Origin of the sequence: Constrictibacter sp. MBR-5 (genome assembly GCF_040549485.1) — a bacterium.
In the GTDB taxonomy this organism is placed as follows: Bacteria; Pseudomonadota; Alphaproteobacteria; order JAJUGE01; family JAJUGE01; genus Constrictibacter.
In genome coordinates, this window is sequence record NZ_JBEPTK010000013.1 from 122,892 (window position 1) to 145,123 (window position 22,232).

A 22,232-nucleotide genomic window follows, 5' to 3' on the forward strand; every position below is an offset into this window, starting at 1 on the left:
AGATGGTCGAAGGAATTTTTGGGAGCCTGCCTCAGGCCTCGCAGTCGAAGCAGGCGCCGATGGCCATGGTCACGGCGTTGCTCTTGCCGCCGAACCAGGGCGGGATGACGGCGCCGAAGCCGCCGGCGGGGCCGCCCGCGGCGATCACCAGCAGGCTGTCCTCGCTGGCCAGCCCGGCATATTCCTGCTCGCCGCGCGAGCCGACGACCGCACCCTTGCCGCAGTCCGCCCACTCCTTGCGGCGGATGCGGGCGTTCTCGAAGACGTAGCGCCGCACGTCGGCCTTCGACCAGCCGGCGGCGGCGAAGTGGGCGCGCAGCTGCGGCGGCACGACGATCGCGTAGTTGCCGGCATAGATCGAATAGTGGCGCATGTTGGCGCGGATCTCGGCGACGAAGGTGTCGAGGATGCGCTCTGGCTCCGTCGTCCACTCGTTCATCAGCTGCCGCGGCGCGCCCGCCGCCATCACCGTCACCGCTGACGCTTCCGCGGGGATGCCCTTCTCGACCGACAGCGGCAGCCAGGGCGAGTTCTCCTCGTCCTCGGCGACGCAGTAGCTGATCTTGCCGGGGTGGCCCAGGGTCGACCGGTCGACGTCGCCCGGCCGCGCGTCCAGCAGGTTGCACAGGATCAGGCGGATCGCCCGGCCGATGGCGGTCGACGCCCGGTCGCTCGACGCCAGCGCGTTGAAGGTGCCGTTCATGCCCAGTTCGCCGCGTATCGGCCCGTTCACGACGATCAGCACGGCGCAGCCGCCGGTGCTCGCCGTGGCGCCGTGCAGCAGGAACGGCTCCTGCAGCATCGCCGTGAAGGCCGCGACCACCACCGGGAAATGCATCGGCAGGCAGCCCGCCATGACGGCGTTGATCGCCAGCTTCTCGGCCGAGATCGCCCGCTCGCGCACCGGCTCGATCCCGACCAGCTGCTCGGGCGTCATCCCGGCCCACTCCAGGCACGCCTCCACCGCCGCCGCCGTCGGCGGCACGACGGGCAGCCCGTCCGTCCAGCCGCGCCCGTGATAGAATTCCTGTGCGGCCATGATGTCGTCGACGTCATAGCGCTTCGACGTGAGCAGCACCGCGATGCACCCTCATTATTGAACGTTTCCAACCCCCATTGTGACCGCCCCCCGCAAACGAGACAAGCGGAGCACTTCCTTAGTTCCGTCACTGCTCCGGCACTGCGCGCCTCGCAGTGACGGAGCAGCCCAGGGCCGCCGCACCATCCGTCGACGCTCCCCCCTAATGTCATCCTCGGGCGGAGCGAAGCGGAGACCCGAGGATCCAGGGCACGCGCTCAGGCCGCCGCCCTGGCTCCCCGGGTCGGCGGGCTACGCCCTTGCCCGGGGATGACACCGAGAAAACGGGAAGGCGAAACGTGGCGCGACTTGTAGTCCTAGGACTATAAGCGCATGATGCCACCTCCCCTTGGGAGAGCCGCCATGCCCGAAGCCTCACCCCCGCCCCTCACCGACCGCCAGGAAATCTTCTGCCGCCACGTCGCCCGCGGCGCCAACGGCGCCGCCGCCGCGCGCTGGGCCGGCTACGCCCCCGACAGTGCCGCCAAGCAGGCGAGCGTGATGCTCGACCGCCCCCACATCCGCCGCCGCGTCGAGGACCTCCGCGTCCGCCGCGAGATCGCCCGCCAGACCGGCATCGCCGAGATGGTCGACCGCCTCAGGGCACTCGCCAAACTGGCGACCGCCAAGGGCGACTACCGCACCGCCGTCCGCTGCATCGAGATCGAGGCGAAGGCCACCGGCCTGATCCCGGACAAGAATGCGGCGAGCCCCTGCGGCGGCTTCGCCGGATCCGACCCGCTCCTCGACGGCATCGACCCCCGCTGGCCCGGCCACGCCGCCGCGGAGGCGGAGGGCTGGCTCGCCGAATGGCGCCGGGGCCTAGCGCCGGAGCCGGAGGAAAAGCCCGAGCCGATCATCGTGCCGCATGTGTATGAGGGTTTCGAAGGCCGGCCGCTGGACGAGTTCACCCCGTTCACGGACCTGGAGCGGATGAGGGCCGACCAACAAAAGGGAATGGTTGGGAAGGAAAGGGAACCTTCCATCGACGAAGTCGAAGAGGAAGACCCCGACCCCATCGCCTCCCGCGAGGCCCGCGCCGAGGCGGCGCTCGAAGCCGAACTCGCCTACCTCCGCAGCATCGCCCCGCCCGTCGCGCTCAACCCCGCCGCCCCGTCCTGGGCGAGGCATCCCGACCCCCTCGTCCGCGGCGGCCAGTCCGATCTCCACGGCTGGGACCCCGCATGGGAGCGGCCGGGGTGATGGGCAAAACGAAAGGCCGCCCCCCTCAACACCTTCCCGGCGCGCGGCGCTGGCGCGCCGCGTCCGGGAAGGTGCGGAAGGAGGGGCGAGCCACGACACCATCGAGACGGGAGATGCATGAAACGGAGGCGCCGCAACCCCCTCGTCCCCGTCTGGCACGATCCTGCGTCGGCGGCTATGAATGAACGGACATTCCGGCCCCCGTCCGCCCGCCGGCGGCGCCGCGGGCCGAGGCCAACCGCGCGAGGATCCGCCAGAGATGACCGAACCGACCGGACCGCTGAAGGGCTACCGCATTCTCGATCTGACGAATGTGCTGTTCGGCCCGTTCGGGACGCAGACCCTGGGCGACTGGGGCGCCGAGATCATCAAGATCGAGACCCTGACCGGCGACATGTGGCGGAGTTCCGGCCAGTTCCGCAATCCGGGCATGAGCGGCCAGTTCATGGCGGCGAACCGCAACAAGCGCAGCCTCGCCCTCGACCTGAAGCATCCCGAAGGCAAGGCGGTGCTGCGCCGCCTGCTGCCGACGGCGGACGCCCTGGTCAGCAACATCCGCCCCGCCGGGCTGGCGCGGCTCGGTTTCAGCTACGAGCAGTGCCGCGAGCTCAACCCGACGATCGTCTACGCCACGGCCACCGGCTTCGGCCAGGACGGCCCCTGGCGGGCGCGGCCGGCCTTCGACGAGATCATCCAGGCGGCCTCCGGCTTCGCCGCGGCAATGGGCACCGACGACGAGCCGGCCTTCGTGCCCAGCCTGATCGGCGACAAGATCTGCGGCATGGCGCTGACCTCGGCCGTGACGGCGGCCCTCCTGCACCGCGAGCGCACCGGCGAGGGCCAGATGGTCGAGGTGCCGATGCTGGAGACGCTGGCCGCCTTCAACAGCATCGAGATGCTGGGCGGCTCGGCCTTCGTCCCGCCGATCGGCCCGACCGGCTACAAGCGCATGAAGGCCCGCCGCCCGGTCGCGACGAAGGACGGCTGGCTGACGATGCTCCCCTACTCGGGCGACAACTGGTGCGCCTTCTTCGAGGCCGTCGGCCACCCCGAGTGCATCGAGGAGTTCCAGGTCCGCGACCCCGTCAAGCGGGCGCAGAACATCGACCGCATCTACGACCGGATGCGCGACATCGCGGTCCTGCGGACGACGGCGGAGTGGGAAGAGCTGCTGCTGGCCATCGACGTGCCGCACACGGCCTTCACCAAGCTCACCGAGGTCGCCGAGCAGGAGCATCTGAAGGCGGTGGAGATGTTCCCCGAACTCGACCACCCGACGGAGGGCAAGATCCGCCAGGCGCGGCCGCCGGCCCGCTTCGGCGCCAGTCCCGCCGGCGTCCACCGGCTGGCGCCCCGCCTCGGCGAGCACACCCGTGAGATCCTGCAGGAGGCCGGCTTCGCCGACGGCGAGATCGAGGCGCTGCTCGAAGCCAAGGCGATCGGAGCGGCGTCATGACCGAGCGGAACTTCCGCGCCGCCGGCTACGCCTGGCGCCTCTACTGCGGCGCCGGCGCCATCGAGCAGGGCCTGGGCGAGGCGGTCAAGCGGGCGGGGGCCATGCGCGCCTTCGTGATCTGCTCGCCGTCGATCAACCGGCGCACCGACACCGTGCGGCGGATCGAGGCGACGCTGGGTGCCGCCTATGCCGGCGTCTTCGACGGCATCGAGAAGGACTCGTCCTACGCCTCGGTGAGTGCGGCGACCGCGGCGGCGAAGGCGGCGGGGGCCGACATGCTGATCGCGGTCGGCGGCGGCAGCGTCATCGTCGCGGTGCGGGCGGTGGCGATCTTCCTCGGCGAGGCGGGCCACCCCTTCGCGCTGATGACGCAGTATCCCGAGGGGAAGCCGGCCTACAGCCCGCGGCTGATGGCGCCGAAGCTGCCGATCGTCAACATCCCGACGACGCCGACCAGCGCCATGAACCGCGCCGGGACGGGCCTGAAGAACCCCGACCTCGAGCACCGGATGGAGTATTTCGATCCGAAGACCCGGCCGCACTCGATCTTCCTCGACGAGGCCGTGCTGCTGAGTGCGCCGCCGGACGTGGTGCGCTCGACCGCGACGACGGTCTTCGCCGGCCAGGTCGGCGCCATGTCGCAGACGGGCCTCAACCCGCTCGCCGAGGGCGACCGCGACCAGGCCTTCCGCCTCGCCCACCGCGCCTACCTGCGGCTGATGGACGAACTGGACAACCCGGCGCTGCGCATCGACCTCTGCCTCGCGGCCTTCCTGCAGAACCGCGCCGAGGACGACGGCCTCGCCGGCTTCCGGGGCGGCGCCTTCCGCGGCAACTACGCCGTGTCGACGGCCCTGCACGTGCGCTACCCGAAGGTGGGCCAGGGCGAGTCGACCTCGGTCCTGCACGCGACCGCCATGCGCATCGCCGAGGACGTCGATCCGCAGTCGGCCCGCCAGGTGGCCGAGGCGCTCGGCATCTGGCGCGACGGCATGGGCACCGCCGACGCGACCCATGCCGTCGCCGACACGGTGGAGGCGATCTACACGCGGGTCGGCGTTCCCACGCGGCTCAGCCAGCTCGACATACCGGAGGACGACCTGCCGAACATCGCCCGCGAGACGACCAAGAATTTCAACGCCAACCCCAACGCCCGCTCGCCGGAAAAGCAGATCGAGGCCTCGCTGCACCTGCTCCGACACGCCTGGTAGGGGGAGGGGCGGCTGATTCGTTCCGCAGCCGATCAACGGGTCAGAAGGTCGGCTGAGATCAGGATGAGCATCGTCGATATCCAGACCACCGTGCCCACCGCTGCGATGCGAACCAGTGGCGCCTCGCGGCGGAGGTGCATGAAGAACCACAGGATGAGCGCGGCCTTCGCCACGGCGATGCCGATGCCGAGCACGGCGTTGCCGGCGCCGAGCGAGAAGAAGCTGCCGGCCACGGTCAAGGCGAGCAGTCCCATGAGGGCGGCCCAGACGGCGATCAGTCGCGCTGCATCGGCCTTCATGCTCATCGCGCCAGGTAGAGGACGGGGTAGAGGAACACCCAGACGATATCGACGAGGTGCCAGTAGAGGCCGCAGACCGCGACGGTAACCGCTCGCTCGGGCAGGGGCAGGCTGCGTCTGCCGATCCGCCAGGCGAGGCCGGCGAGGATGGCGATGCCGACGGTCATGTGCGCTGCGTGCAGCCCCGTCCCGACGAGGTAGAGGTTCATGAAGAGCTGCTCGACCGGGCTGGAAAAGTCGAACCGGCCGCCGAAGCCCGGCAGCAGGCCCTGGTGGATCTCCTTCGTGTACTCGACGGCCTTCAGCACGAGGAAGCCGAACCCGAGTCCGGCGGCGCCCGACAGCAGCGCTGCAGCCGGCCGTCGCAGGCCGCAATCCGCCGCCTGCACCGCCAGCGCCACGAGCAGGCTCGACGTCAGCAGCAGGGCGGTGTTCGCGGCGCCGATCCAGACGTGCAGCCGGGCGGATGCCGCGACCACCGCCTCCGGATAGAGGATGCGGTAGGTGAGCGCGCCGGCGAAGAGCCCCCCGAACAGCAGCACCTCGCTCGCGAGGAAGAGGTACATGCCGAGCATGTCGGCCTCGCGCTGCTGGGCGGCGGTGCTGAACGGCTCGCGCACGGGCAGGGTGTCAGCCAGCGTCGCTCTCCTGCTCGATCTCGTAGTCGTAGGGTGGCCGCGTGACCACCGGGATCGTCTCGAAATTGTGCTTCGGCGGCGGCGAGGCCACGGTCCACTCGAGCCCGGTCGCGCCCCAGGGATTCGGGCCCGCCGGCTCGCCGTTGCGCAGCGAATAGAACAGGTACGCGAAGGGCAGCAGGTAGGCGACGCCGAGGATCGTCGCCCCCGCCGACGACAGGACGTGCAGCACCTGGAAGCCCGGATCGTACACGTGATAGCGCCGCGGCATCCCCAGATAGCCGAGAAGGAACTGCGGGAAGAAGGTCAGGTTGAAGCCGAGGAAGATGAAGACGGCGGACAGGCTGCCCCAGACGATGGAATAGTGCCGTCCCGTGATCTTCGGCCACCAGTAGTGCAGGGCGCCGAAGAACGCCGACACCGTTCCGCCCACCATGATGTAGTGGAAGTGCGCGACGACGAAGTAGGTGTCGTGCACGTGCACGTCGACGGCCAGCATCGCCAGGATGAGGCCGGTCAGGCCGCCGACGACGAACAGCCCGATGAACCCCATCGCGAACAGGAAGGGCGGGTCGAGCGAGATGTGGCCTTTGTAGAGGGTGGCCGTCCAGTTGTAGACCTTGATGCCCGAAGGCACGGCGACGACGAGGCTGAGAAACGAGAAGACGGCGCTGGCATACATCGACTGGCCGGAGACGAACATGTGGTGTCCCCAGACCAGGAAGCCGACGAGGGCGATGGCGATCGAGGATGCGGCGACGAACCAGTAGCCGAACACCGGCTTGCGGGCCGCGGCCGCCACGAGTTCGCTGGTCACGCCGAGCGCCGGCAGCACCATGATGTAGACCGCCGGGTGGCTGTAGAACCAGAACAGGTGCTGGTAGAGCAGCGGGTCGCCGCCGAGCGCCGGGTCGAAGATGCCGATGCCGAAGAGACGCTCCGCGGCGATCAGCACCAGCGAGATCGTCAGCACGGGGGTCGCCAGGACGAGGATGATCGAGGTCGCGTAGTGCGACCAGACGAACAGCGGCAGCCGCCCCCAGGTCATGCCCGGCGCGCGCAGGGTGTGCACCGTCACGATGAAGTTCAGGCCCGTCATGATCGACGAGAAGCCGACGACGAAGATCGCCGTCGCCGCCAGCACGACATTGCCGTTCGCGAACATCGAGGAGAGCGGCGTGTAGAAGGTCCAGCCGGTGTCGACGCCGCCGGTGATCAGGATGAACACCGTGAACAGCCCGCCCACCATGTAGACGTACCAGCTGATCAGGTTCAGGCGCGGGAAAGCCAGGTCGCGTGCGCCGATCATCAGCGGCAGCAGGAAGTTGCCGAAGACGTTGGGGATCGAGGGAATGAGGAAGAACCAGACCATGATCACGCCGTGCAGCGTGAAGGCGCGGTTGTACCCCTCGTTCGACAGCAGGTCGCCTTCCGGCGTCAGGAGGTCGGCGCGCATCAGCGCCGCCGCCGCGCCGCCGATGAAGAAAAAGAAGGTGACCGACACGAGATAGAGCAGCGCGATCCGCTTGTGGTCCGTCGTGAAGAACCAAGAGCGCAGCGTGTGGCCGGCGCGCAGATAGCTGATGCGCTCTTCCGCCGTCTCCGCGACCGTCTTCTCGCTGATCCCGGCCCCCATTTCGATCGACCGATCGTCCGGCGCGCTCCGTGACACGGTCATCGCGGCTCCTTCGGGCTCTCGGTCGCGAGCGACTTGATGTAGGCGAGCAGCTGGGCGACCTGCTCCTCGTCGAGGATGTTCCGAAAGGTCGGCATGATCGGCGGATAGCCGGCCGCGATCTGGCTCTGCGGCAGCAGGATGCTGTCCCGGATATACTGGTCGTCGGCGGTCGCGACCTCGCCGCCCTGCAGGGGCACCGGCTTGCCGTAGAGGCCTTCCAGCGGTGGTGCGTGGACCGTCGCTGCCGGTCCATGGCAGCCGCTGCAGCCGCGGCTGCGGAAGATTTCGGCTCCGGCCGCGGCCAGCGTCATGTCGGTATCCGACTCCGCGAGCCAGCGGGCGAAGTCGGCTTTCGACAGCGCGACAAAGGTGCCGCGCATCGTTGAATGGTCGGTGCCGCAGAATTCGGCGCAGGCGAGCGCATAGCGGCCGGCCCGGTCGGCGGTGAACCAGAGGGTGGTGTAGCGGCCCGGCAGCACGTCCTGCTTCACGCGAAGCGCCGGGATGAACAGGCTGTGGATCACGTCCTGCGAGGTCATCACCAGCTTCACCGCGGTGCCGACGGGGACGTGCAGTTCGTCGATCTCGCGCTGCCCGCCCGGATGCTGGAACTTCCACATCCAGCGCTTGGCGACGACGTCGATCTGTACCGCATCGGACGGCGGGCGGTGCAGGTCGACGAACAGCATCAGCGACCAGACGAAGAAGCCGATGATCAGCAGGAACGGCACCACCGCCCAGGACACTTCCAGCCAGACGTTGCGGTTCATCGGGTGCTTGCGGTCGGCGGGCTTGCCGCGGCGGTAGCGGACGGCGAAGACGACGATCAGGGCGAAGACCGGAACCGACAGCGCGACGATCAGCGCCGTGAAGCCGCTCAGCAGCGTGTCGACCTGCGCCGCATGGACCGATGCGCGGCCGGGCCAGAGATCGATGACGCCGCTCATGCCGGACCGCTCCCGCTGCGCTCCGACGCCGATCGTCGGTCGCGGCGGACGGCGAGCACGACGAAGCCCCCCAGGCCCAGTACGGTCAGGCCGCCGCCGACGCGCAGCAGCGTCCGGACCGCCGAACCATAGGTGCCCGTCGCCGGATCGTAGTGGTAGCACAGCAGGAGCAGTTGGTCGGTCCAGCCGCCGATCTCGCCGCGCCCCGCCTCGGTCAGCGCCAGATGCAGGTCGGTGGGATCCTGCGTCACGCCATAGAGCCAGCGCGCCAGCCGGCCGTCGGCGGTGAGCAAGGCCACCGCCGCGACGTGGGCGTACTGTCCGATCCGCTCATCATACGCGAAGTGGTAGCCGATCGCGTCTGTGACCGCCGCGATCGTCTCCGCCGCGCCCGTCGTGGCGTGGATGCCGCCGCTCGCCGTCAGCGCCGGAAAGGCCTCGCCCAACGCGTGCAGCGCGGCACTCGCCTGCGCATCGCCTTCGCGCGGATCGATGCCGAACGCGACGACCGCGAAGTCGCGACCCGCCTCGTACTCCTGCGCGCGGACGGCCTGCGCCAGACCCGACAGCGTCACGCCGCAGATGTTCGGGCAGTCGTGAAGGACCGGCGCCAGGAGCAGCGGCTTGCCGGCCGCGAGCGCGCGCAGCGTCGTCTCGCGCCCCTCGGCGTCACGGAGCGGTGCATCCATCGGTACCCCCGCATCCGCCTTATGGTCGATGCCGGTGCGCGCAAAGGGATCGAACGGTGCCTCGGCCCAGGCCGGCATGGCCATGGCGAGGGTCCACAAGAGGGTCAGCAGCGACGCCAGCCGCTTCATGGCGCGGGCTCCCGAGGGTCCGGCCATCCACGGGCGGCGAGGATGTCCATCGCGCGCTCGACGGGAATGCGCGCATGGGTGCGCGACGCGTCGGTCCAGCCGTAGCCTTCGATCATCATTCGTCCCGCGCTCTCGATGGCGGCCCGGTCGCCCGGCGGATAGACCTCCAGGCGTGGGATGGGCGGTTCCAGCGGAACGGCCGCGACGCCCTGCGCGGGCGGCCTGCCGCCAATGTTCGGCATGAAGGCCAGAATACCGGCGACGATCGCCATCGAGACGAGAATGAGCCCGATCAGGCCGGCGCCGACTTTGACGATGCCCCTCGCCGGCACCCCGGTTTCCTCGAAGCCGGGACCATCGACCGCCGTGCGGGCGACGTTGCCGTCACGGCTCATGTCGCAGCCTCCCGTGCCGGCGTACGGATGCGGACACGACCGGCAACGACCATCGCTGCACCCGACAGGCACCCGAGCCCGCCGACCGACAGCAGCCACGCCGCGATGCCAACGGCACCGGCTTCCTCGCCGCCCGCCGGCAGGACCAGCCAGGCCGCTTCGATGGCGCTGGCGACGACCTGCAGGGTGCAGAGCGCGGTCAGCCAGCGGCGCCCCTGGCGGACCGGCTTGAAGAGAAGAAGCGCCGCAGTGCCGAGGCGCAGCGTGGCGACCACCGCGAACAGCGTGCCCCACACGGCGCCGCTGCGGTTCAGGTACCAGCGCACGCCGGGCGGCAGGTTGCCCGACCAGATGATGAAGTAGGGCATGAACGCGAAATAGGCCCACAGCAGCAGTCCCGCGAGCAGCAGCCCGCCCAAGACCCCCGGGCGATCGAGGTGCGGGCGCGCCGCCAGCGTCGCCAGCACCAGCAGGGCGAGCGCCGTGTCGACCTGGATGGCGAGCGCGTAGAGGCCGAATCCCGACGAGTGGAATTCCGGCTCGAGCGACATCAGCCAGTCGACGCTGACGGACGTGCCCGCGACCGCGAAGAACACCAACCCGATACAGGAAACCGGGGTCGACCAAGTCGGCCGCAGGTGCAGCAGGCCGGCGAGGACGATCGCCACGGCGAAGAACACGACGGTGCGGGTGACGAAAAACCAGGGCGAGAGGTAGAGGCTGCGGAAGGCACCCTCCAAGCTCTCGCTCGCCCAGGCGTAGAGCGGGTGGATGCCGCAGAGTACCGGCAGGAGCGCCAGTACCGCGATCGGCAGCAGCAGGACCGCCGTCTCCGATGCCGGCGTCAGCTCCTTGCTCCAGCGACCCGGTATCAGGCGCATCATCATCAGCAGGCACAGCGCACCTATCGGCAGTGCACTCCACAGGAAGGCCGCGGCCAGCCAGCCGCGCAGGGCACGCGCGGGATCCGCGAGCACGAGCAGCAGGGCCGCCGCGCCAACTGCTGCGCCGATCGCCGCCGTCAGCTTCGGCGCGTGGACGACGAGAGGGCGCGTCATCGCCGGCCCTCCTCGGCCGCCAGCTGCCGCCGGTCCTCTTCCGGGAGATCGGCGACAGCCGCCATCTGACTCAACTGCAGGGCGCGGATATAGGCGGCGATCGCCCACCTGTCGGCCGGCCGAACCCGGTCCGCATAGGCGTACATCACGCCGTAGCCGTCGGTGATCACGTCGACGAAATAGACCGAGGGCACGTCGCGCAGCCGCGGCTGGTGAAAGGTCGGCGGCTGCGGAAACCCGCGGGCGGGAACGGTGCCGCGGCCGTCCCCGGCGTAGCCGTGGCAGGGCGTGCAGTAGATGCCGAAGCGCTCACGGCCGCGTTCGAGCAGTGCACGCGTCATCTGCGGCCGTGTTGTGAGCGCCGCGAGGCGTGCGGGAGCGTCCCGGGCGACCGTGCCTTCGGGCGGTGCCTGCAGGGCCTTGCCGTCACGGAACAGCTTGCTCGCCTCGTAGTGGTCGTAGCGGGGCTGGCTGCCCATGTCGTCGCAGGCGGTCAGGAGCAGGAGGGCCGCGAGCGGTCGCAGCAGGTCGAGAGGCGCGCGGCTCATTCCGGCTCCTCCGTATGTCCGACCGTATCGACCCGCACGCAGTCCAACCCGATCAGGAACCGTTCCGCCGCGCCGCGCTCGAACCGGGGATCGTCCCCATAGATCAGCAGGAAGAACTTGTCGGAACTGGCGAGGTGGAAACTGTCGACGCCGAACAAAGGGTGGTGCAGCCGCGGCAGGCGGTTCAGTGCCAGCATCGTGCCGATCGAGAACAGCACCGCGAACAGCACCGTCATCTCGAAGGTGATGAGCATGAACGCCTCGGGCGGCGTATGCGCCCGGCCGTCGATGAGGATCGGAAAGTCGAGGTTCGTGTAGACCTGCATGCCGTAGCCGAGCAGGCCGCCGAAGATGCCGCCGGCGAGGGTCATCCAGGCGACGCGCCTGTCGTCGAGACCGAGCGCCTCGTCCAGCGCCTCGATCGGGAAGGGCGAGAACGCTTCGATCCGTTGGTAGCCGGCATGACGCGCCTTGCCCACCGCCTCGACCAGCGCCTCGGCCTTCTCGAACTCGCCGAGGATCCCGAAGACCTCCGTGTGCGGCGACGGCTCACGCATCGCGCGCCTCCACCGTGTCCTCGAACAGCGCCTCCTTCACCTCGAACGCGGAAATGACCGGCAGGAACCGGACGAACAGCAGGAACGGCACCATGAAGACGCCGAGCATCCCCGCGTAGAGGCTCCATTCCCAGAAGCTCGCGTGGTAAGGCCCCCAGGACGAAACGAGGTAGTCCCGGTACAGCGACGTCACGAGCAGCATGTAACGCTCGAACCACATGCCGATGCCGACGGAGAGGCCGATCAGGAAGAGGCCGGCCGGGCTGCGCCGGACGCTGCGCAGCCACAGCAGCTGCAGCGGCACGAAGTTAGCGATCACCGCGCCCCAGTAGCTCGAGGCATAGTCGCCGCCGAACCGGTCGTAGAGGGTCGCGACCTCCTGGTGCTCGTTGGCGTACAGGACGTCGAAGATCTCGGCGAAGTAGCCGTAGGCGGTCATCAGCCCCGTCGCCAGCGTCAGCTTGCCGAGCAGGTCGAGATGCCGCGGCGTCACGAGGTCGTAGAGCCCCAGCGCGTGGCGGAGGCAGACCGCGATCATCGACACGACGGCGAAGCCCGAGAAGGCGGCGCCCAGGACGAAGTAGGACGGGAAGACCGCGGAGTGCCAGCCGGGTATCGGCCCCGCCGCGAACAGCAGCGAGATCTCGGAGTGGACGGACACGACCAGCGGCACGGCGATCGCGGCGACCAGCGTGTAGCTCTGCCGCCACCGCTGCCAGTGCCGTGCCGAACCGCGCCAGCCGAGGGCGAAGAGCCCGTACAAGACCTGCTGCCTGCGCTTCTTCGAGCGGTCGCGGACGGCGGCAAGATCGGGGACGATGCCGATGTACCAGAACAGTACCGATACGGTGAGGTAGGTCAGGACGGCGAAGAAGTCCCAGGCCAGCGGGCTCTGGAACTGCGGCCAGATCTCCATCGTGTTGGGATAGGGGGCCATCCAGTAGAAGAGCCAAGGCCGCCCGAGGTGCAGGATGGGATAGAGGCCGGCGCAGACGACGGCGAACAGCGTCATCGCCTCCGCGAACCGGTTCAGCGAATTGCGCCAGTGCTCGTTCAGCAGCAGGAGCAGGGCCGAGATCAGCGTCCCCGCATGGCCGATTCCGAGGAACCAGACATAGTTCGAGATGGCGAGGCCCCAGTTGACGGGGATGTTGTTGCCCCACACGCCGACACCGCGGGCGAACAGGACCGTGGCCGACACGACGAAGAGCGTCAGCAGCATCAGCGAGCAGGCGAACAGGATCCACCAGTTGCGCCGATGCGGGTAGTGCAGCGGGATCCCGGTGATTTCGCTCGTGATCGCGGCGTAGCGGTCGCGCCGCGGATCTCCCTCCTGCGGCGGGCCCTCGCGCGGATCGCTCCGGTCCGGTGCTGCCGTGTCGTCGGTCACGAGCCGCCATCCTCCGGTTCGATCCGGGCGAGGTAGGTCGTGCGAGGCCGGGTGTTGACCTCCTGGAGCAGCGCATAGTCGCGACCGTCGGCCTTGCGGCGGCTCACCGCGGTGTCGGGATCCAGGACATCGCCGAAGACGATCGCGGAGGTCGGACAGGCCTGCTGGCAGGCCGTCCTGACCTCGCCGTCGCGGATGGGGCGGCCCTCCTTCTTCGCCTCGATGCGTGCGGCACTGATGCGCTGGACGCAGTAGGTGCACTTCTCCATGACCCCGCGCATCCGCACCGTCACGTCGGGATTGCGCACCGCCTTCAGGGGCGGGGAATCTCCGCCGGTGTAGTCGAACCAGTTGAAGTGGCGGACCTTGTAGGGGCAGAAGGACGAGCAGGTGCGCGTGCCGATGCAGCGATTGTAGACCTGCAGGTTCAGGCCGTCGGAACTGTGCACCGCGGCGTTGACCGGGCAGCCCATCTCGCACGGCGCGTTCTCGCAGTGCATGCAGGGCACCGGCTGGAAGTGCATGGCCGGATCGGCCGGATCGCCTTCGTAATACTGGTCGATGCGCAGCCAGTGCATCTCCCTGCCCATGGCGACGAGGTCCGGCCCGACGACTGGAATATTGTTTTCGGCCTGGCAGGCCGTAACGCAGGCGTTGCAGCCGATGCAGGTATCCAGGTCGATCGACATGCCCCAGGACGGGCTGTCCCAGTTCTTCTCCGGATAGAAGCTGGGCTGCTCCCTGGGTTCGGCACCGTCGTGCACCGCCTCGCCGCGCTTGACCGTCCGGACGAAGTCGTAGCCGTCCATCGCGTGGTTCGGCTGCGTCGTGGCGATCTTCAGATGGCGTCCGGTCGCCTCGATCTCGACACCCGAAAGACGCCAGGGCGCGGTGCGCGTGCGCAGGCGGAAGGCGTCGTAGCCGGTCGTCGGAAAGTCGGTGGGGCCGCCCATGTCGTCGGCGTTCGCGGATCGTCCGTAGCCGAAGGTGGCGGCGACCGTCCGGGGGGCCTGGCCCGGGTTGACCCAGATCGGGCCGGTCAGGCTGCGTCCGCCCGCCGTCAGGCGCACCTCGTCGCCGGTTGTCAGGCGAAGCTGCGCCGCCGTCTCCGGCGCTATGAAGAGCGCCGTTCCCCAGACGATCTTGCTGATCGGCTTCGGCAACTCCTGCAGCCATGCGTTCGTATGAAAGCGCCCGTCCCAGATCGTCGGATCGGGGCGGAACAGCAGGTCGAAACCGCCGCTTTCGCCGCCGGCAGGCGGGCTGTCGGCGACGGAAATGCCGCCCGCGGCAGGCGGCGCGGGCGGCGCCGGGGCCGGGACGTGGAGCCCGACCGCCTCGCTGCCCTCGACGAAGCCCCGCACCAGCGCGTCCCGCCACCGCGCATCGAAGGCCAACCCCCACTCGGCGCGCCAGGTCTCCTGTACCAGCAACCGTTCCGGCATATCGCGGCCCGTCCAGCCGCCGAGGATCGCGTGGCGCGACCGCACCTCGTAGAACGGCCGGACGAGGGGCTGGATGATGCTGGCGCGGCCGTCGACGGCGCGCGCGTCGCTCCACGTCTCCAGTTCATGCTGCAGCGGCAGGTGCCAGTGACTGAGCCTCCCGGTGGCGCCGGCATGAAGGCCCGCGTGCAGCCGCAGCCCGATCCGCTGCATCAGGTCGCCGAAATCGATATCGGCCGGGGCGGTCGCCACGGGATCGACGTCCAGCATCGCGAGGGTGTGGACGCGTCCTGCCGCCGCATCATCGGCCAGATCGTAAAGGCCGGCGGGTTCCGCGCCGCGGCTCGCGCCGACCGGGTCCGTGAACGACAGCGTCTGGCCGACATTGTCCAGCGCCTGGTTCGCCCGGATGCAGGCGGCGTGGAGCGCGGCGTCGTGATGCACACCGAGGGTGACGAGGCAGCGTCCCCTGTGCGCCTGGAGCAACGCCGTCGCCGTGGCCAGCCAGCGCCGTTCCGCCGGCGCCAACCCTGCCGGCGGCGAACCCTGTGGCGCCGAACCTGCAGGAGCGGAGGCGGCTCCGGTGCCGACCGCGCTCGCCAGCGCCTGCATCAGGATGGCGATCCGCCGTGGTCCGGCGACCAGGCGCTCGCTCGCGGTGGCGCCGGTGCCGGACGGCACGCTTTCCGCCACCATGAGGTGCGATTTGCCGTGGCCCCGCTGGAAGGCGTGCCGGCGTTCGGCCCACAGCCGGCCGTGCAGCGTCTGCCGCGGGCCAGGGCCGAGCAGGTCGTCGTCGAGGCAGACGACGACCTGCGCGCGGTCCAGCCGGTAGTGCGCCGCCAACGGCCGGCCGTACAGCGTCCGCAGTGCCGCGTCGCGCGACGCCTCGTCAAACGGCTCGAACGCATGCCAGACCGCCTTCGGCCAGCGCTGCCGCATCGCGCCGATCTGGCGCAGGAGCGTCGGCGACGTCACGTGTCCCGTCAGCAGGCGGAAGCCCTCGCCGCCGGTGGCGTCGTTCGCCGCCACCATCTCCGCCGCCGCGCGGTCGTAGGCGCCCCATGTCGCCGGCCGTCCCATGCGCAGCGGCGCCTGCGACCGTTGCGGGTCGTAGAGCCCGAGCAGCGACGCCTGGGTGAAGGCGTCGCTGGCGCCGAGGCTCGCCGGATGGTCCGGATTTCCTTCCAGCTTCACCGGCCGGCCGGCGTAGGTCTTGCCGAGCACCGGCTGCGCATAACCGTTGAGCGTGACGGCCGTCGCGTACCATGTCGGCTTGCCGACCGTCAGCGACTCCGGCGCGTTGACGTAGGGCAGCGCCTGCTCGTCGCTCTCACTGCCGCAGCCGGCCAGCCCGGCGAGCGTGAGCGAGGCGCCCATCATCTTCAGAATGGTGCGGCGGTCGACGTCGTGCATGACGGGCGCCAGGGCGGGAAATTCGGCCTCCAACCGCGCGCGGAACGAGGGCTCGTCCGCCAGTTCCTCCAGGCTGCGCCAGAACGACCGTCCGGTCCGTCCGGGGACGGCGTCCGCGGCCTGGGTGGCCACCCCGCCGGGGGCGATATCCCTCGGGCGCGTCATCGGCCTCTACCGGTGGCAGATGCTGCAGTCATCCAGCTTCCTCGGCTCTATTCCATATTTCGCGACCATGGCGCGCCCATAGGCGGCGTGGCTCTCGGGGTGGTCCTGCCGATCGGACCAGTCCATGCGCGTGACCTGATCAGGCGGGCGGAGGTGCGGTGCCGGGTCGCGGTGACAGTCCAGGCAGAAGCCCATCTGGAACGGTTGCGCCCGCATCATCAGCGGCATCTTGTCGACGCGACCGTGACACGCGACGCAGGGCACGCCGCGCGACACGTGGATGGAGTGGTCGAAATACACATAGTCGGGAACGGCCGCGACGCGGTTCCAGACCAGCGGCTCGTCCCGCGCGAGGCTCTGTCGCACGGGCGCCAGCATGGGCGCTCCCGTCCATACCTGCGAATGGCATGTCATGCAGATGTGCGTCGCCGGCAGGCCCGCCCGTGGGCCTTCCTCGACCGCGGTGTGGCAGTAGCGGCAGTCGATGCCCAGCCCGCCGACATGATGCTCGTGGCTGAAAGGAACGGGCTGGTCCTGTACCCAGCCGACCAGGGTGGCGTAGCTGGAATCCGCATAGCCCCCCGCGACCGCCACCGCACCGGCCAATCCCAGCACCATCATGACCAGCGTGAGGCGGAGCCAAGTGTCCGCCGATGCGGGAAAGATCTGAGCCATACGCTCCCGTCGTCGCGCGACCGGGCCCTCTGTGGGCTATCCCTCAGTCTCTGGAGATTCCGGACATGCGACCGAGTAACGCCTCGTGCGCCACGTTGGTTCGGCCCTGTGAGCCGGATGAACAGGCATGGTACCGGAACCAGCTATCCCAGCGGACTGGATCCTGATCGTCACCTCGATCCCGACAAGCCGCACGCAAAGTTCGGAGCAACTGCTCAACGATCTCCCGACCGTACTCATCCTGCTGACTCTGATCGGCGAGTTGATCCGCCTGCTGAAGTGGATCAGCCCGGAGGTCCGCGAGCCTCACATCGAGGCGCCGCGCGCTGGCGCCCCGGCCGTCGACACCTTCTTCGCCGGCCGCTGAAGGGCGCGGACGCAGCATCGTCGAGCGCTTGGACCCACCGTTCCCGACGCGCATTTCCGCGTTGAAAGCCGGTGCGCCTGGTTCGAGTGATCCGCGAGATGCAGGTGCCGCTCTGCGCAGCAACCAGCGCGGGTCGGCATGGGGGGAGCTTGCTGCCGGGACTCTCCGCCTTAGCGGCAATTGATGCAAAGCAATGAGGATCTGCCGCCTGCCATCCATACTGCAATTGTCGTGACGGAGGATCCGATGCCGGTATGTCAGTTGCAGTGGATGGCCAACTTCGAGGTGGGGGTCGATGAACTCGACGCCGACCACCGCGAGATGTACGACCTGATGATCGAGATCAGCCGATCGAGTCTCTCCGGCGATCGCGCCGCCATCTCGCAGCAGATGGCAGCTTTCATTGAGCTTGCGGCGGAGCATGTCGAGCGCGAAGACCGGCTGCTCTGTCTAATCGAGCCGTCGCACGCCCTCCGCATCGGCGCTGCAGCTGACAGGTTGAGGGAAGTTCAAGAGTTGGCTGCTGACATCGAAGTTGCGGGGGCGCCGTTGGATCTCGAGGAAGTTCCCGCCCGCCTCGCCGATTGGTTCTGCCGGCAGGCGATCGGCCACGATGCGAAAATTCGAGCCCACTTCCATCGGGCTGCGACGTCGCGCACTTTTCGCGGAAGCCCGCCGCGACCCTCCGAGCTGAGCGCAGGGCCCGGTGTCTTCAAGTATCCGGGACAGCGCGGATAGTATGGATTTCACGTCGCAGCGATGGCCCCTCGTGAGGGATCGTCGACTGCAACGCCACGCGATGCGGCAACGGGACCCAAGAGCGACATCTTGGGTCCCGTTCGCGTTTCGCTGCCGGAGATGTCGTATCGGCACTACTTTACCGCGGCGACGGACGTTCCGGTCTTGGCGATGAGGGCGGCCATGACCTTGTTCGCCTTGCCGGGGTGCTTGACCGCCTTGGCCGCGTCGGCGTTGCCGGTGTCGTCTCCGACCTGGATCACACCGACCATGCCCATGCCGTAGTGCGGCATACACTTGTAGCCGTAGATCCCCTCCTTCTCGAACGTGACGGTCAGATCCTTGCTGAGGGCACCTTTGAAGGCCTGCGCGCCCTCGGGAAGCATGCCGGGAATGGTCTCGGCATTGTGGCTGGGGTTGACGGACTTGAACGTCACCGTGTCGCCCGGTGCCACCTTCAGGTATGGCGGTTCGAACACCATCATGCCGGCGGCGCCGCGGTTCAGCATCTTCACTTCGTGATCCGCGGCGGCTGCGGCACCGGGGCCGCCGGCGAGAAGGGCGGCCACGCCGGCGGCCATCAGCAGAGTCTTGAGCATCGATCTACTCCCGGACCTTCAAGGTCCATTTGCGTATGGGTTCGTCTCGGACCAGCTCAGTGGCCGGTCATGGTGAGCTTGGTGTTCCCCGTGTCGTAGACCTGCGGGTTCTGCGGCCCCTCGACCTCGATGTCGGCGACGAGGCCGCGCGCTGCGCGCGACAGGGCGTGGTCCACGATGTGGAACGTGCCGGGCACTTCTAACTTCATCTCGGCGACGGTCGCGCCGCCCGGTGCCACGAGGGTGGTCTGCACGTCGGGCGTCGCCGGTGTGGTGAGCGATCCCTGGCTGTAAACCTTGTCGAAGATCTCGCCGATGACGTGGAAGCTCGAGGTCTTGTTCGGGCCGCCGACACCGAAGAAGAGACGGACTGTCTCGTCACGCTTCGCCTTCAGCGCCATGTCACCCGACAGGCCGGCGGCGGCGCCGTTGAAGACGTAGTATTCCGGCCGCTCGTCGAGGAGCTTGTCGTAGTCCGTCGTGGCGAGCCCTTGGGCGCCGAAGGCCTGCTCCGTGTAGATCTCGCCCTGCATGACATAAAATTCGCGATCAACCTTCGGCAGTCCGCCCTCCGGCTCGACCAGGATCAGGCCGTACATCCCGGCCTGGATGTGGTCGGCGACCATCGGCGTCGCGCAATGGTAGACGTACAGGCCTGGGTTCAGTGCCTTGAATCGGAACGAGGTGGTGTCCCCGGGATCCGTCTGGGTCGCGACGGCGCCGCCGCCGGGGCCGGTGACGGCATGGAAGTCCACCGAGTGCGCCATGTGGCTGTCTTCGGCGTTCTTCAGGGTGACGTCGACCGTGTCGCCGACGCGGATCCGGACGAAGGGACCGGGGACCTTGCCGTTGAACGTCCAGTAGCGGAACGCCGTCCCGTCGGCGAGCTTCGCCTCCCGCTCGATGGTCTCCAGGTCGACCTTTACGAGCGCGGGGGTGGCGCGCTCGATGGGACCCGGCAGGTCCGTCGCGTCGCGGACGATGCTCTGCAGGGCGGCGATCGCCTCACTATTCCACGCGTCGGCCGGTTCGGCGGCGTTGGCGCCGAAGGCGATGCCGGCGCAGAGCGCCAGTGCGCTGAGCGAGGAGGACAGCCTTGCGATCGGGGATTTCATCTATCTCACTCCATCCACCGGAGGCTTGGTCGCCCCCGATGACTGCAACATAGCGGGTGCCCGCGGAATCGATTTGCGCTGGCGCAAACGTGGCGCACATTCAGGACCGAGGGTTGTGTCCGGTGAGGGCGCACGAGGCTGCGGGGAGAACAGCAGTGGACACTGCCGCACGTATCGGCCTCATCGAGCGGGTACCGCTCTTTCAGGGGTTAGGGATGCCGGACCTCGACGCCGTCGCCCGGGCGGCGCGCGAACGGCCCGTCCGCAAGGGCGATCGGCCCTTCCGGCAGGGCGAGGATGCCATCGACCATTATGTCGTGGCCTGGGGCCGGATCCGGCTCGATCAGACCACCCCGGACGGGCAGAACGTGCTGCTGCGCTTCATGGGCGCCGGCGATCTGCTCGGATCGGTGGCGGTCTTCCGCGGCATGCCGTTCCCGGCCACGCCCACTGCGATCGAGGATTGCATGCTGCTGGCCTGGAGCGCCGTCGGCTTCGCCGAACTGATGCAGCGGTTCCCGGTGATCGCGACGAATGCCATCCGCATTGTCGGCGGCCGGATCGAGGACCTGCAGGCGCGGCTTCAGGAGGCGGCGACGCAGCGGGTCGAGCGCCGGCTCGCTGCGACCCTGCTGCGCATGGTGAAGCAGGCGGGGCGGCGGGTGGAAGGCGGGGTGGAGATTCCCTTCGCCGTGTCGCGCCAGGAACTCGCCGAGATGACCGCCACCACGCTCTTCACGGTCAGTCGCACGCTCGCCGCATGGGAACAGGAGGGCATCGTCAGCGGCAAGCGGTCAAGCCACCTGGTGATCGCCAAGCCGCACCGGCTGGTACAGATCGCGGAACAGGCCTGATCGCGCGTCGCGCGTTTGCGCCGGCGCAACCTCGTTGCCCCGACCACCGCCTAGCATGTGCCGTCGAGGCGCGTGATGGAGGTGGCGAGATGTCTTCCGCTCGGTTGGACGGGATGATGGTGGCGGAGGTGATGGAGCGATGGCCGGTCAGCGTCGGCGTGTTCAACAGACGCCGCATGGCCTGCCCGGGCTGCGTCATGGCGCCGTTCATGACGATTGCGGAGGCGGCGATCTCCTACGGGCTGTCGCCTGCGGAACTGGAGGCTGATCTGGTCGAGGCGACGGAGGGTCCCACGGCGGGTCCAAGTGGCAAGGAGCCGGGCCAATGAGCAGCACCGTTCAGACGGGTGCGGTGTCGCCGGACGCTGAGCGGCGCCTGCCGCCTCCGGTGTTCCGCCTCGGCTTCCGACCGTTTTTTCTCCTCGGCGCCGTGTGGGCGGTTCTCGCCATCGCCCTTTGGCTCGCCGCGCTGGCGAGGGTAGTGGCGATCGGTGCCCCATACGGCGCGCTGGCGTGGCACGCCCATGAAATGCTCTACGGCTTTGCGGCAGCCATCCTCGCCGGTTTCCTGCTGACGGCGGTGCCGGGCTGGACGATGCAGCCCAAGCTCGGCGCCGTCGGCCTAGCGGCGCTAGCCGGGCTCTGGATCGCCGGACGCTTCGCCATGGCCTTCCCGGAAATCGTGGGCATCAGCGGGGCGGCGGCGCTCGACCTGCTGTTCCTCGTGTTGGTGCTGGCGCGGACGGCATCGCAGATCGTGGCCAGCCGAAACTGGCGCAACCTGCCCATCGCCGCGGCTCCGGCGGTGCTCCTGGGCGGCAATATGCTGTTCCACCTGGGCGCGGGCGGTTTCGTTCAGACCTCCGGCCTCGAAAATCGCCTCGGTATTGCCGTCTATGTGTTCCTGGTGGCGGCGATCGGCGGCCGCATCATCCCGACCTTTACGCGGAACTGGCTAAAGAAGCGTACAGCCCCTGGGGCGGTGCCGCCCGATGCGTCTCGGTTTGATGTCGGGGTTGTGCTGATCACGCTCGCGGTACTGGTCCTATGGGTCTCGTCGCCCGAGAGCCCAATCCTCGCAGTGGCCGCGGCAGTCGCTGCCTGCGGCCATCTTGTTCGTCTGCTGCGCTGGAAGGGCCTGCGGACCGGCAGCGAGCCGCTCGTGTGGATCCTGCATGTCGCCTATGCCTGGATGCCCGTCTCCTTAGGTCTCGTCGCGGGCGCCGCATACGACCCGGTCGCCGTGCCGGCGAGCGCGGCCGTGCACGCTCTGACGGCCGGCGTCATCACGACCATGATGTTCGCCATCATGACCCGTGCCACCCTCGGCCACACGGGAAGGCCGCTCACCGCCGACAGGTGGACGACAGCAGCGTATCTGATGATCGTCGGGGCAGGGGCGTGCCGGGTTCTAGCGGCGTTCACGGTGCCGCTCTACGGGACACTGCTGACCTTGTCGGGGCTGTTCTGGCTCGCCGCGTTCTCGATCTACCTCGCGGCTTACGGGCCGAAACTGCTCGGCGAGCCGGTACCGGTCGCCGCAGGTTGAGCAGCACGCCGGCTCCCGCAATGCCCAGGTCAC

At 68.8% G+C, this 22,232-nt stretch carries 23 protein-coding genes; 8 read left to right on the forward strand and 15 right to left on the reverse strand.

The window, feature by feature from the left end; translation table 11 throughout:
* Window positions 1-31: 31 nt before the first annotated feature.
* Window positions 32-1,078, reverse strand: coding sequence for a hypothetical protein (locus ABIE65_RS21925; RefSeq protein ID WP_354080695.1), 1,047 nt, complete (start codon window positions 1,076-1,078; stop codon window positions 32-34).
* A 363-nt stretch (window positions 1,079-1,441) separates the two neighbouring features.
* On the opposite strand from ABIE65_RS21925, the gene ABIE65_RS21930 reads away from it, so the two are divergent.
* The 3 genes from ABIE65_RS21930 to ABIE65_RS21940 all read left to right on the forward strand — a co-directional run bounded on the left by ABIE65_RS21930 (window position 1,442) and on the right by ABIE65_RS21940 (window position 4,948).
* A complete protein-coding gene (locus tag ABIE65_RS21930; RefSeq protein ID WP_354080696.1) occupies window positions 1,442-2,281 on the forward strand; it encodes a terminase small subunit in 840 nt (279 codons plus the stop codon).
* Between the two features lie 259 nt (window positions 2,282-2,540).
* The gene (locus ABIE65_RS21935) at window positions 2,541-3,737 is read left to right on the forward strand and encodes a CaiB/BaiF CoA transferase family protein (RefSeq protein ID WP_354080697.1); all 1,197 of its coding nucleotides are present in this window, start codon (window positions 2,541-2,543) and stop codon (window positions 3,735-3,737) included.
* Complete coding sequence (locus ABIE65_RS21940; RefSeq protein ID WP_354080698.1) at window positions 3,734-4,948, forward strand: iron-containing alcohol dehydrogenase; 1,215 nt, start codon at window positions 3,734-3,736, stop codon at window positions 4,946-4,948. Before ABIE65_RS21935 ends, ABIE65_RS21940 begins: the two co-directional genes overlap by 4 nt.
* Before the next feature lie 32 nt (window positions 4,949-4,980).
* On the opposite strand, the gene ABIE65_RS21945 is transcribed toward ABIE65_RS21940, so the two are convergent.
* Genes ABIE65_RS21945 through ABIE65_RS22000 form a run of 12 tightly spaced genes read right to left on the reverse strand, consistent with a single transcriptional unit; the run spans window position 4,981 to window position 16,977 of the window.
* Window positions 4,981-5,247, reverse strand: coding sequence for a cytochrome C oxidase subunit IV family protein (locus ABIE65_RS21945; protein ID WP_354080700.1), 267 nt, complete (start codon window positions 5,245-5,247; stop codon window positions 4,981-4,983).
* A 2-nt stretch (window positions 5,248-5,249) separates the two neighbouring features.
* The gene (locus ABIE65_RS21950) at window positions 5,250-5,867 is read right to left on the reverse strand and encodes a cytochrome c oxidase subunit 3 (protein WP_354080701.1); all 618 of its coding nucleotides are present in this window, start codon (window positions 5,865-5,867) and stop codon (window positions 5,250-5,252) included.
* Window positions 5,868-5,877: 10 nt separating this feature from the next.
* Entirely contained in the window at window positions 5,878-7,563 is a 1,686-nt protein-coding gene (gene ctaD, locus ABIE65_RS21955) for a cytochrome c oxidase subunit I (RefSeq protein WP_502918560.1), read from the reverse strand.
* On the reverse strand, window positions 7,560-8,510 hold the full coding sequence (gene coxB, locus ABIE65_RS21960; RefSeq protein ID WP_354080702.1) for a cytochrome c oxidase subunit II: 951 nt from the start codon (window positions 8,508-8,510) through the stop codon (window positions 7,560-7,562). The genes ctaD and coxB overlap by 4 nt, the downstream gene beginning before the upstream one ends.
* A complete protein-coding gene (locus ABIE65_RS21965; protein ID WP_354080704.1) occupies window positions 8,507-9,328 on the reverse strand; it encodes an SCO family protein in 822 nt (273 codons plus the stop codon). The genes coxB and ABIE65_RS21965 overlap by 4 nt, the downstream gene beginning before the upstream one ends.
* Window positions 9,325-9,723: a hypothetical protein gene (locus ABIE65_RS21970; protein WP_354080705.1), complete on the reverse strand. Its 399-nt coding sequence runs from the start codon at window positions 9,721-9,723 to the stop codon at window positions 9,325-9,327. The genes ABIE65_RS21965 and ABIE65_RS21970 overlap by 4 nt, the downstream gene beginning before the upstream one ends.
* Window positions 9,720-10,781, reverse strand: a complete 1,062-nt coding sequence (locus ABIE65_RS21975; protein ID WP_354080707.1) for a hypothetical protein — start codon at window positions 10,779-10,781, stop codon at window positions 9,720-9,722. The genes ABIE65_RS21970 and ABIE65_RS21975 overlap by 4 nt, the downstream gene beginning before the upstream one ends.
* Window positions 10,778-11,329: a c-type cytochrome gene (locus ABIE65_RS21980; protein WP_354080708.1), complete on the reverse strand. Its 552-nt coding sequence runs from the start codon at window positions 11,327-11,329 to the stop codon at window positions 10,778-10,780. The genes ABIE65_RS21975 and ABIE65_RS21980 overlap by 4 nt, the downstream gene beginning before the upstream one ends.
* A complete protein-coding gene (locus ABIE65_RS21985) occupies window positions 11,326-11,886 on the reverse strand; it encodes a DUF3341 domain-containing protein (RefSeq protein WP_354080709.1) in 561 nt (186 codons plus the stop codon). The genes ABIE65_RS21980 and ABIE65_RS21985 overlap by 4 nt, the downstream gene beginning before the upstream one ends.
* Window positions 11,879-13,276, reverse strand: a complete 1,398-nt coding sequence (gene nrfD / locus ABIE65_RS21990; protein ID WP_354080710.1) for an NrfD/PsrC family molybdoenzyme membrane anchor subunit — start codon at window positions 13,274-13,276, stop codon at window positions 11,879-11,881. Before nrfD ends, ABIE65_RS21985 begins: the two co-directional genes overlap by 8 nt.
* Window positions 13,273-16,302, reverse strand: coding sequence for a TAT-variant-translocated molybdopterin oxidoreductase (locus tag ABIE65_RS21995; RefSeq protein ID WP_354080711.1), 3,030 nt, complete (start codon window positions 16,300-16,302; stop codon window positions 13,273-13,275). Before ABIE65_RS21995 ends, nrfD begins: the two co-directional genes overlap by 4 nt.
* A gap of 6 nt (window positions 16,303-16,308) precedes the next feature.
* A complete protein-coding gene (locus ABIE65_RS22000) occupies window positions 16,309-16,977 on the reverse strand; it encodes a cytochrome c3 family protein (protein ID WP_354080712.1) in 669 nt (222 codons plus the stop codon).
* A gap of 127 nt (window positions 16,978-17,104) precedes the next feature.
* On the opposite strand from ABIE65_RS22000, the gene ABIE65_RS22005 reads away from it, so the two are divergent.
* On the forward strand, window positions 17,105-17,344 hold the full coding sequence (locus ABIE65_RS22005; RefSeq protein ID WP_354080713.1) for a hypothetical protein: 240 nt from the start codon (window positions 17,105-17,107) through the stop codon (window positions 17,342-17,344).
* A 183-nt stretch (window positions 17,345-17,527) separates the two neighbouring features.
* On the forward strand, window positions 17,528-18,082 hold the full coding sequence (locus tag ABIE65_RS22010; RefSeq protein ID WP_354080715.1) for a bacteriohemerythrin: 555 nt from the start codon (window positions 17,528-17,530) through the stop codon (window positions 18,080-18,082).
* Between the two features lie 134 nt (window positions 18,083-18,216).
* Here the strand turns inward: ABIE65_RS22010 and ABIE65_RS22015 are convergent, their stop codons facing one another.
* Both ABIE65_RS22015 and nirK read right to left on the reverse strand, forming a co-directional pair.
* Entirely contained in the window at window positions 18,217-18,681 is a 465-nt protein-coding gene (locus tag ABIE65_RS22015; protein ID WP_354080716.1) for a pseudoazurin, read from the reverse strand.
* A 56-nt stretch (window positions 18,682-18,737) separates the two neighbouring features.
* On the reverse strand, window positions 18,738-19,796 hold the full coding sequence (gene nirK / locus ABIE65_RS22020; RefSeq protein WP_354080717.1) for a copper-containing nitrite reductase: 1,059 nt from the start codon (window positions 19,794-19,796) through the stop codon (window positions 18,738-18,740).
* Between the two features lie 155 nt (window positions 19,797-19,951).
* On the opposite strand from nirK, the gene ABIE65_RS22025 reads away from it, so the two are divergent.
* The 3 genes from ABIE65_RS22025 (at window position 19,952) to ABIE65_RS22035 (ending at window position 22,199) form a co-directional block, all read left to right on the forward strand.
* The gene (locus ABIE65_RS22025; protein WP_354080719.1) at window positions 19,952-20,650 is read left to right on the forward strand and encodes a Crp/Fnr family transcriptional regulator; all 699 of its coding nucleotides are present in this window, start codon (window positions 19,952-19,954) and stop codon (window positions 20,648-20,650) included.
* A gap of 89 nt (window positions 20,651-20,739) precedes the next feature.
* Window positions 20,740-20,979, forward strand: a complete 240-nt coding sequence (locus ABIE65_RS22030) for a hypothetical protein (RefSeq protein ID WP_354080720.1) — start codon at window positions 20,740-20,742, stop codon at window positions 20,977-20,979.
* Window positions 20,976-22,199, forward strand: coding sequence for an NnrS family protein (locus ABIE65_RS22035; RefSeq protein WP_354080721.1), 1,224 nt, complete (start codon window positions 20,976-20,978; stop codon window positions 22,197-22,199). The genes ABIE65_RS22030 and ABIE65_RS22035 overlap by 4 nt, the downstream gene beginning before the upstream one ends.
* Window positions 22,200-22,232 lie beyond the last annotated feature (33 nt).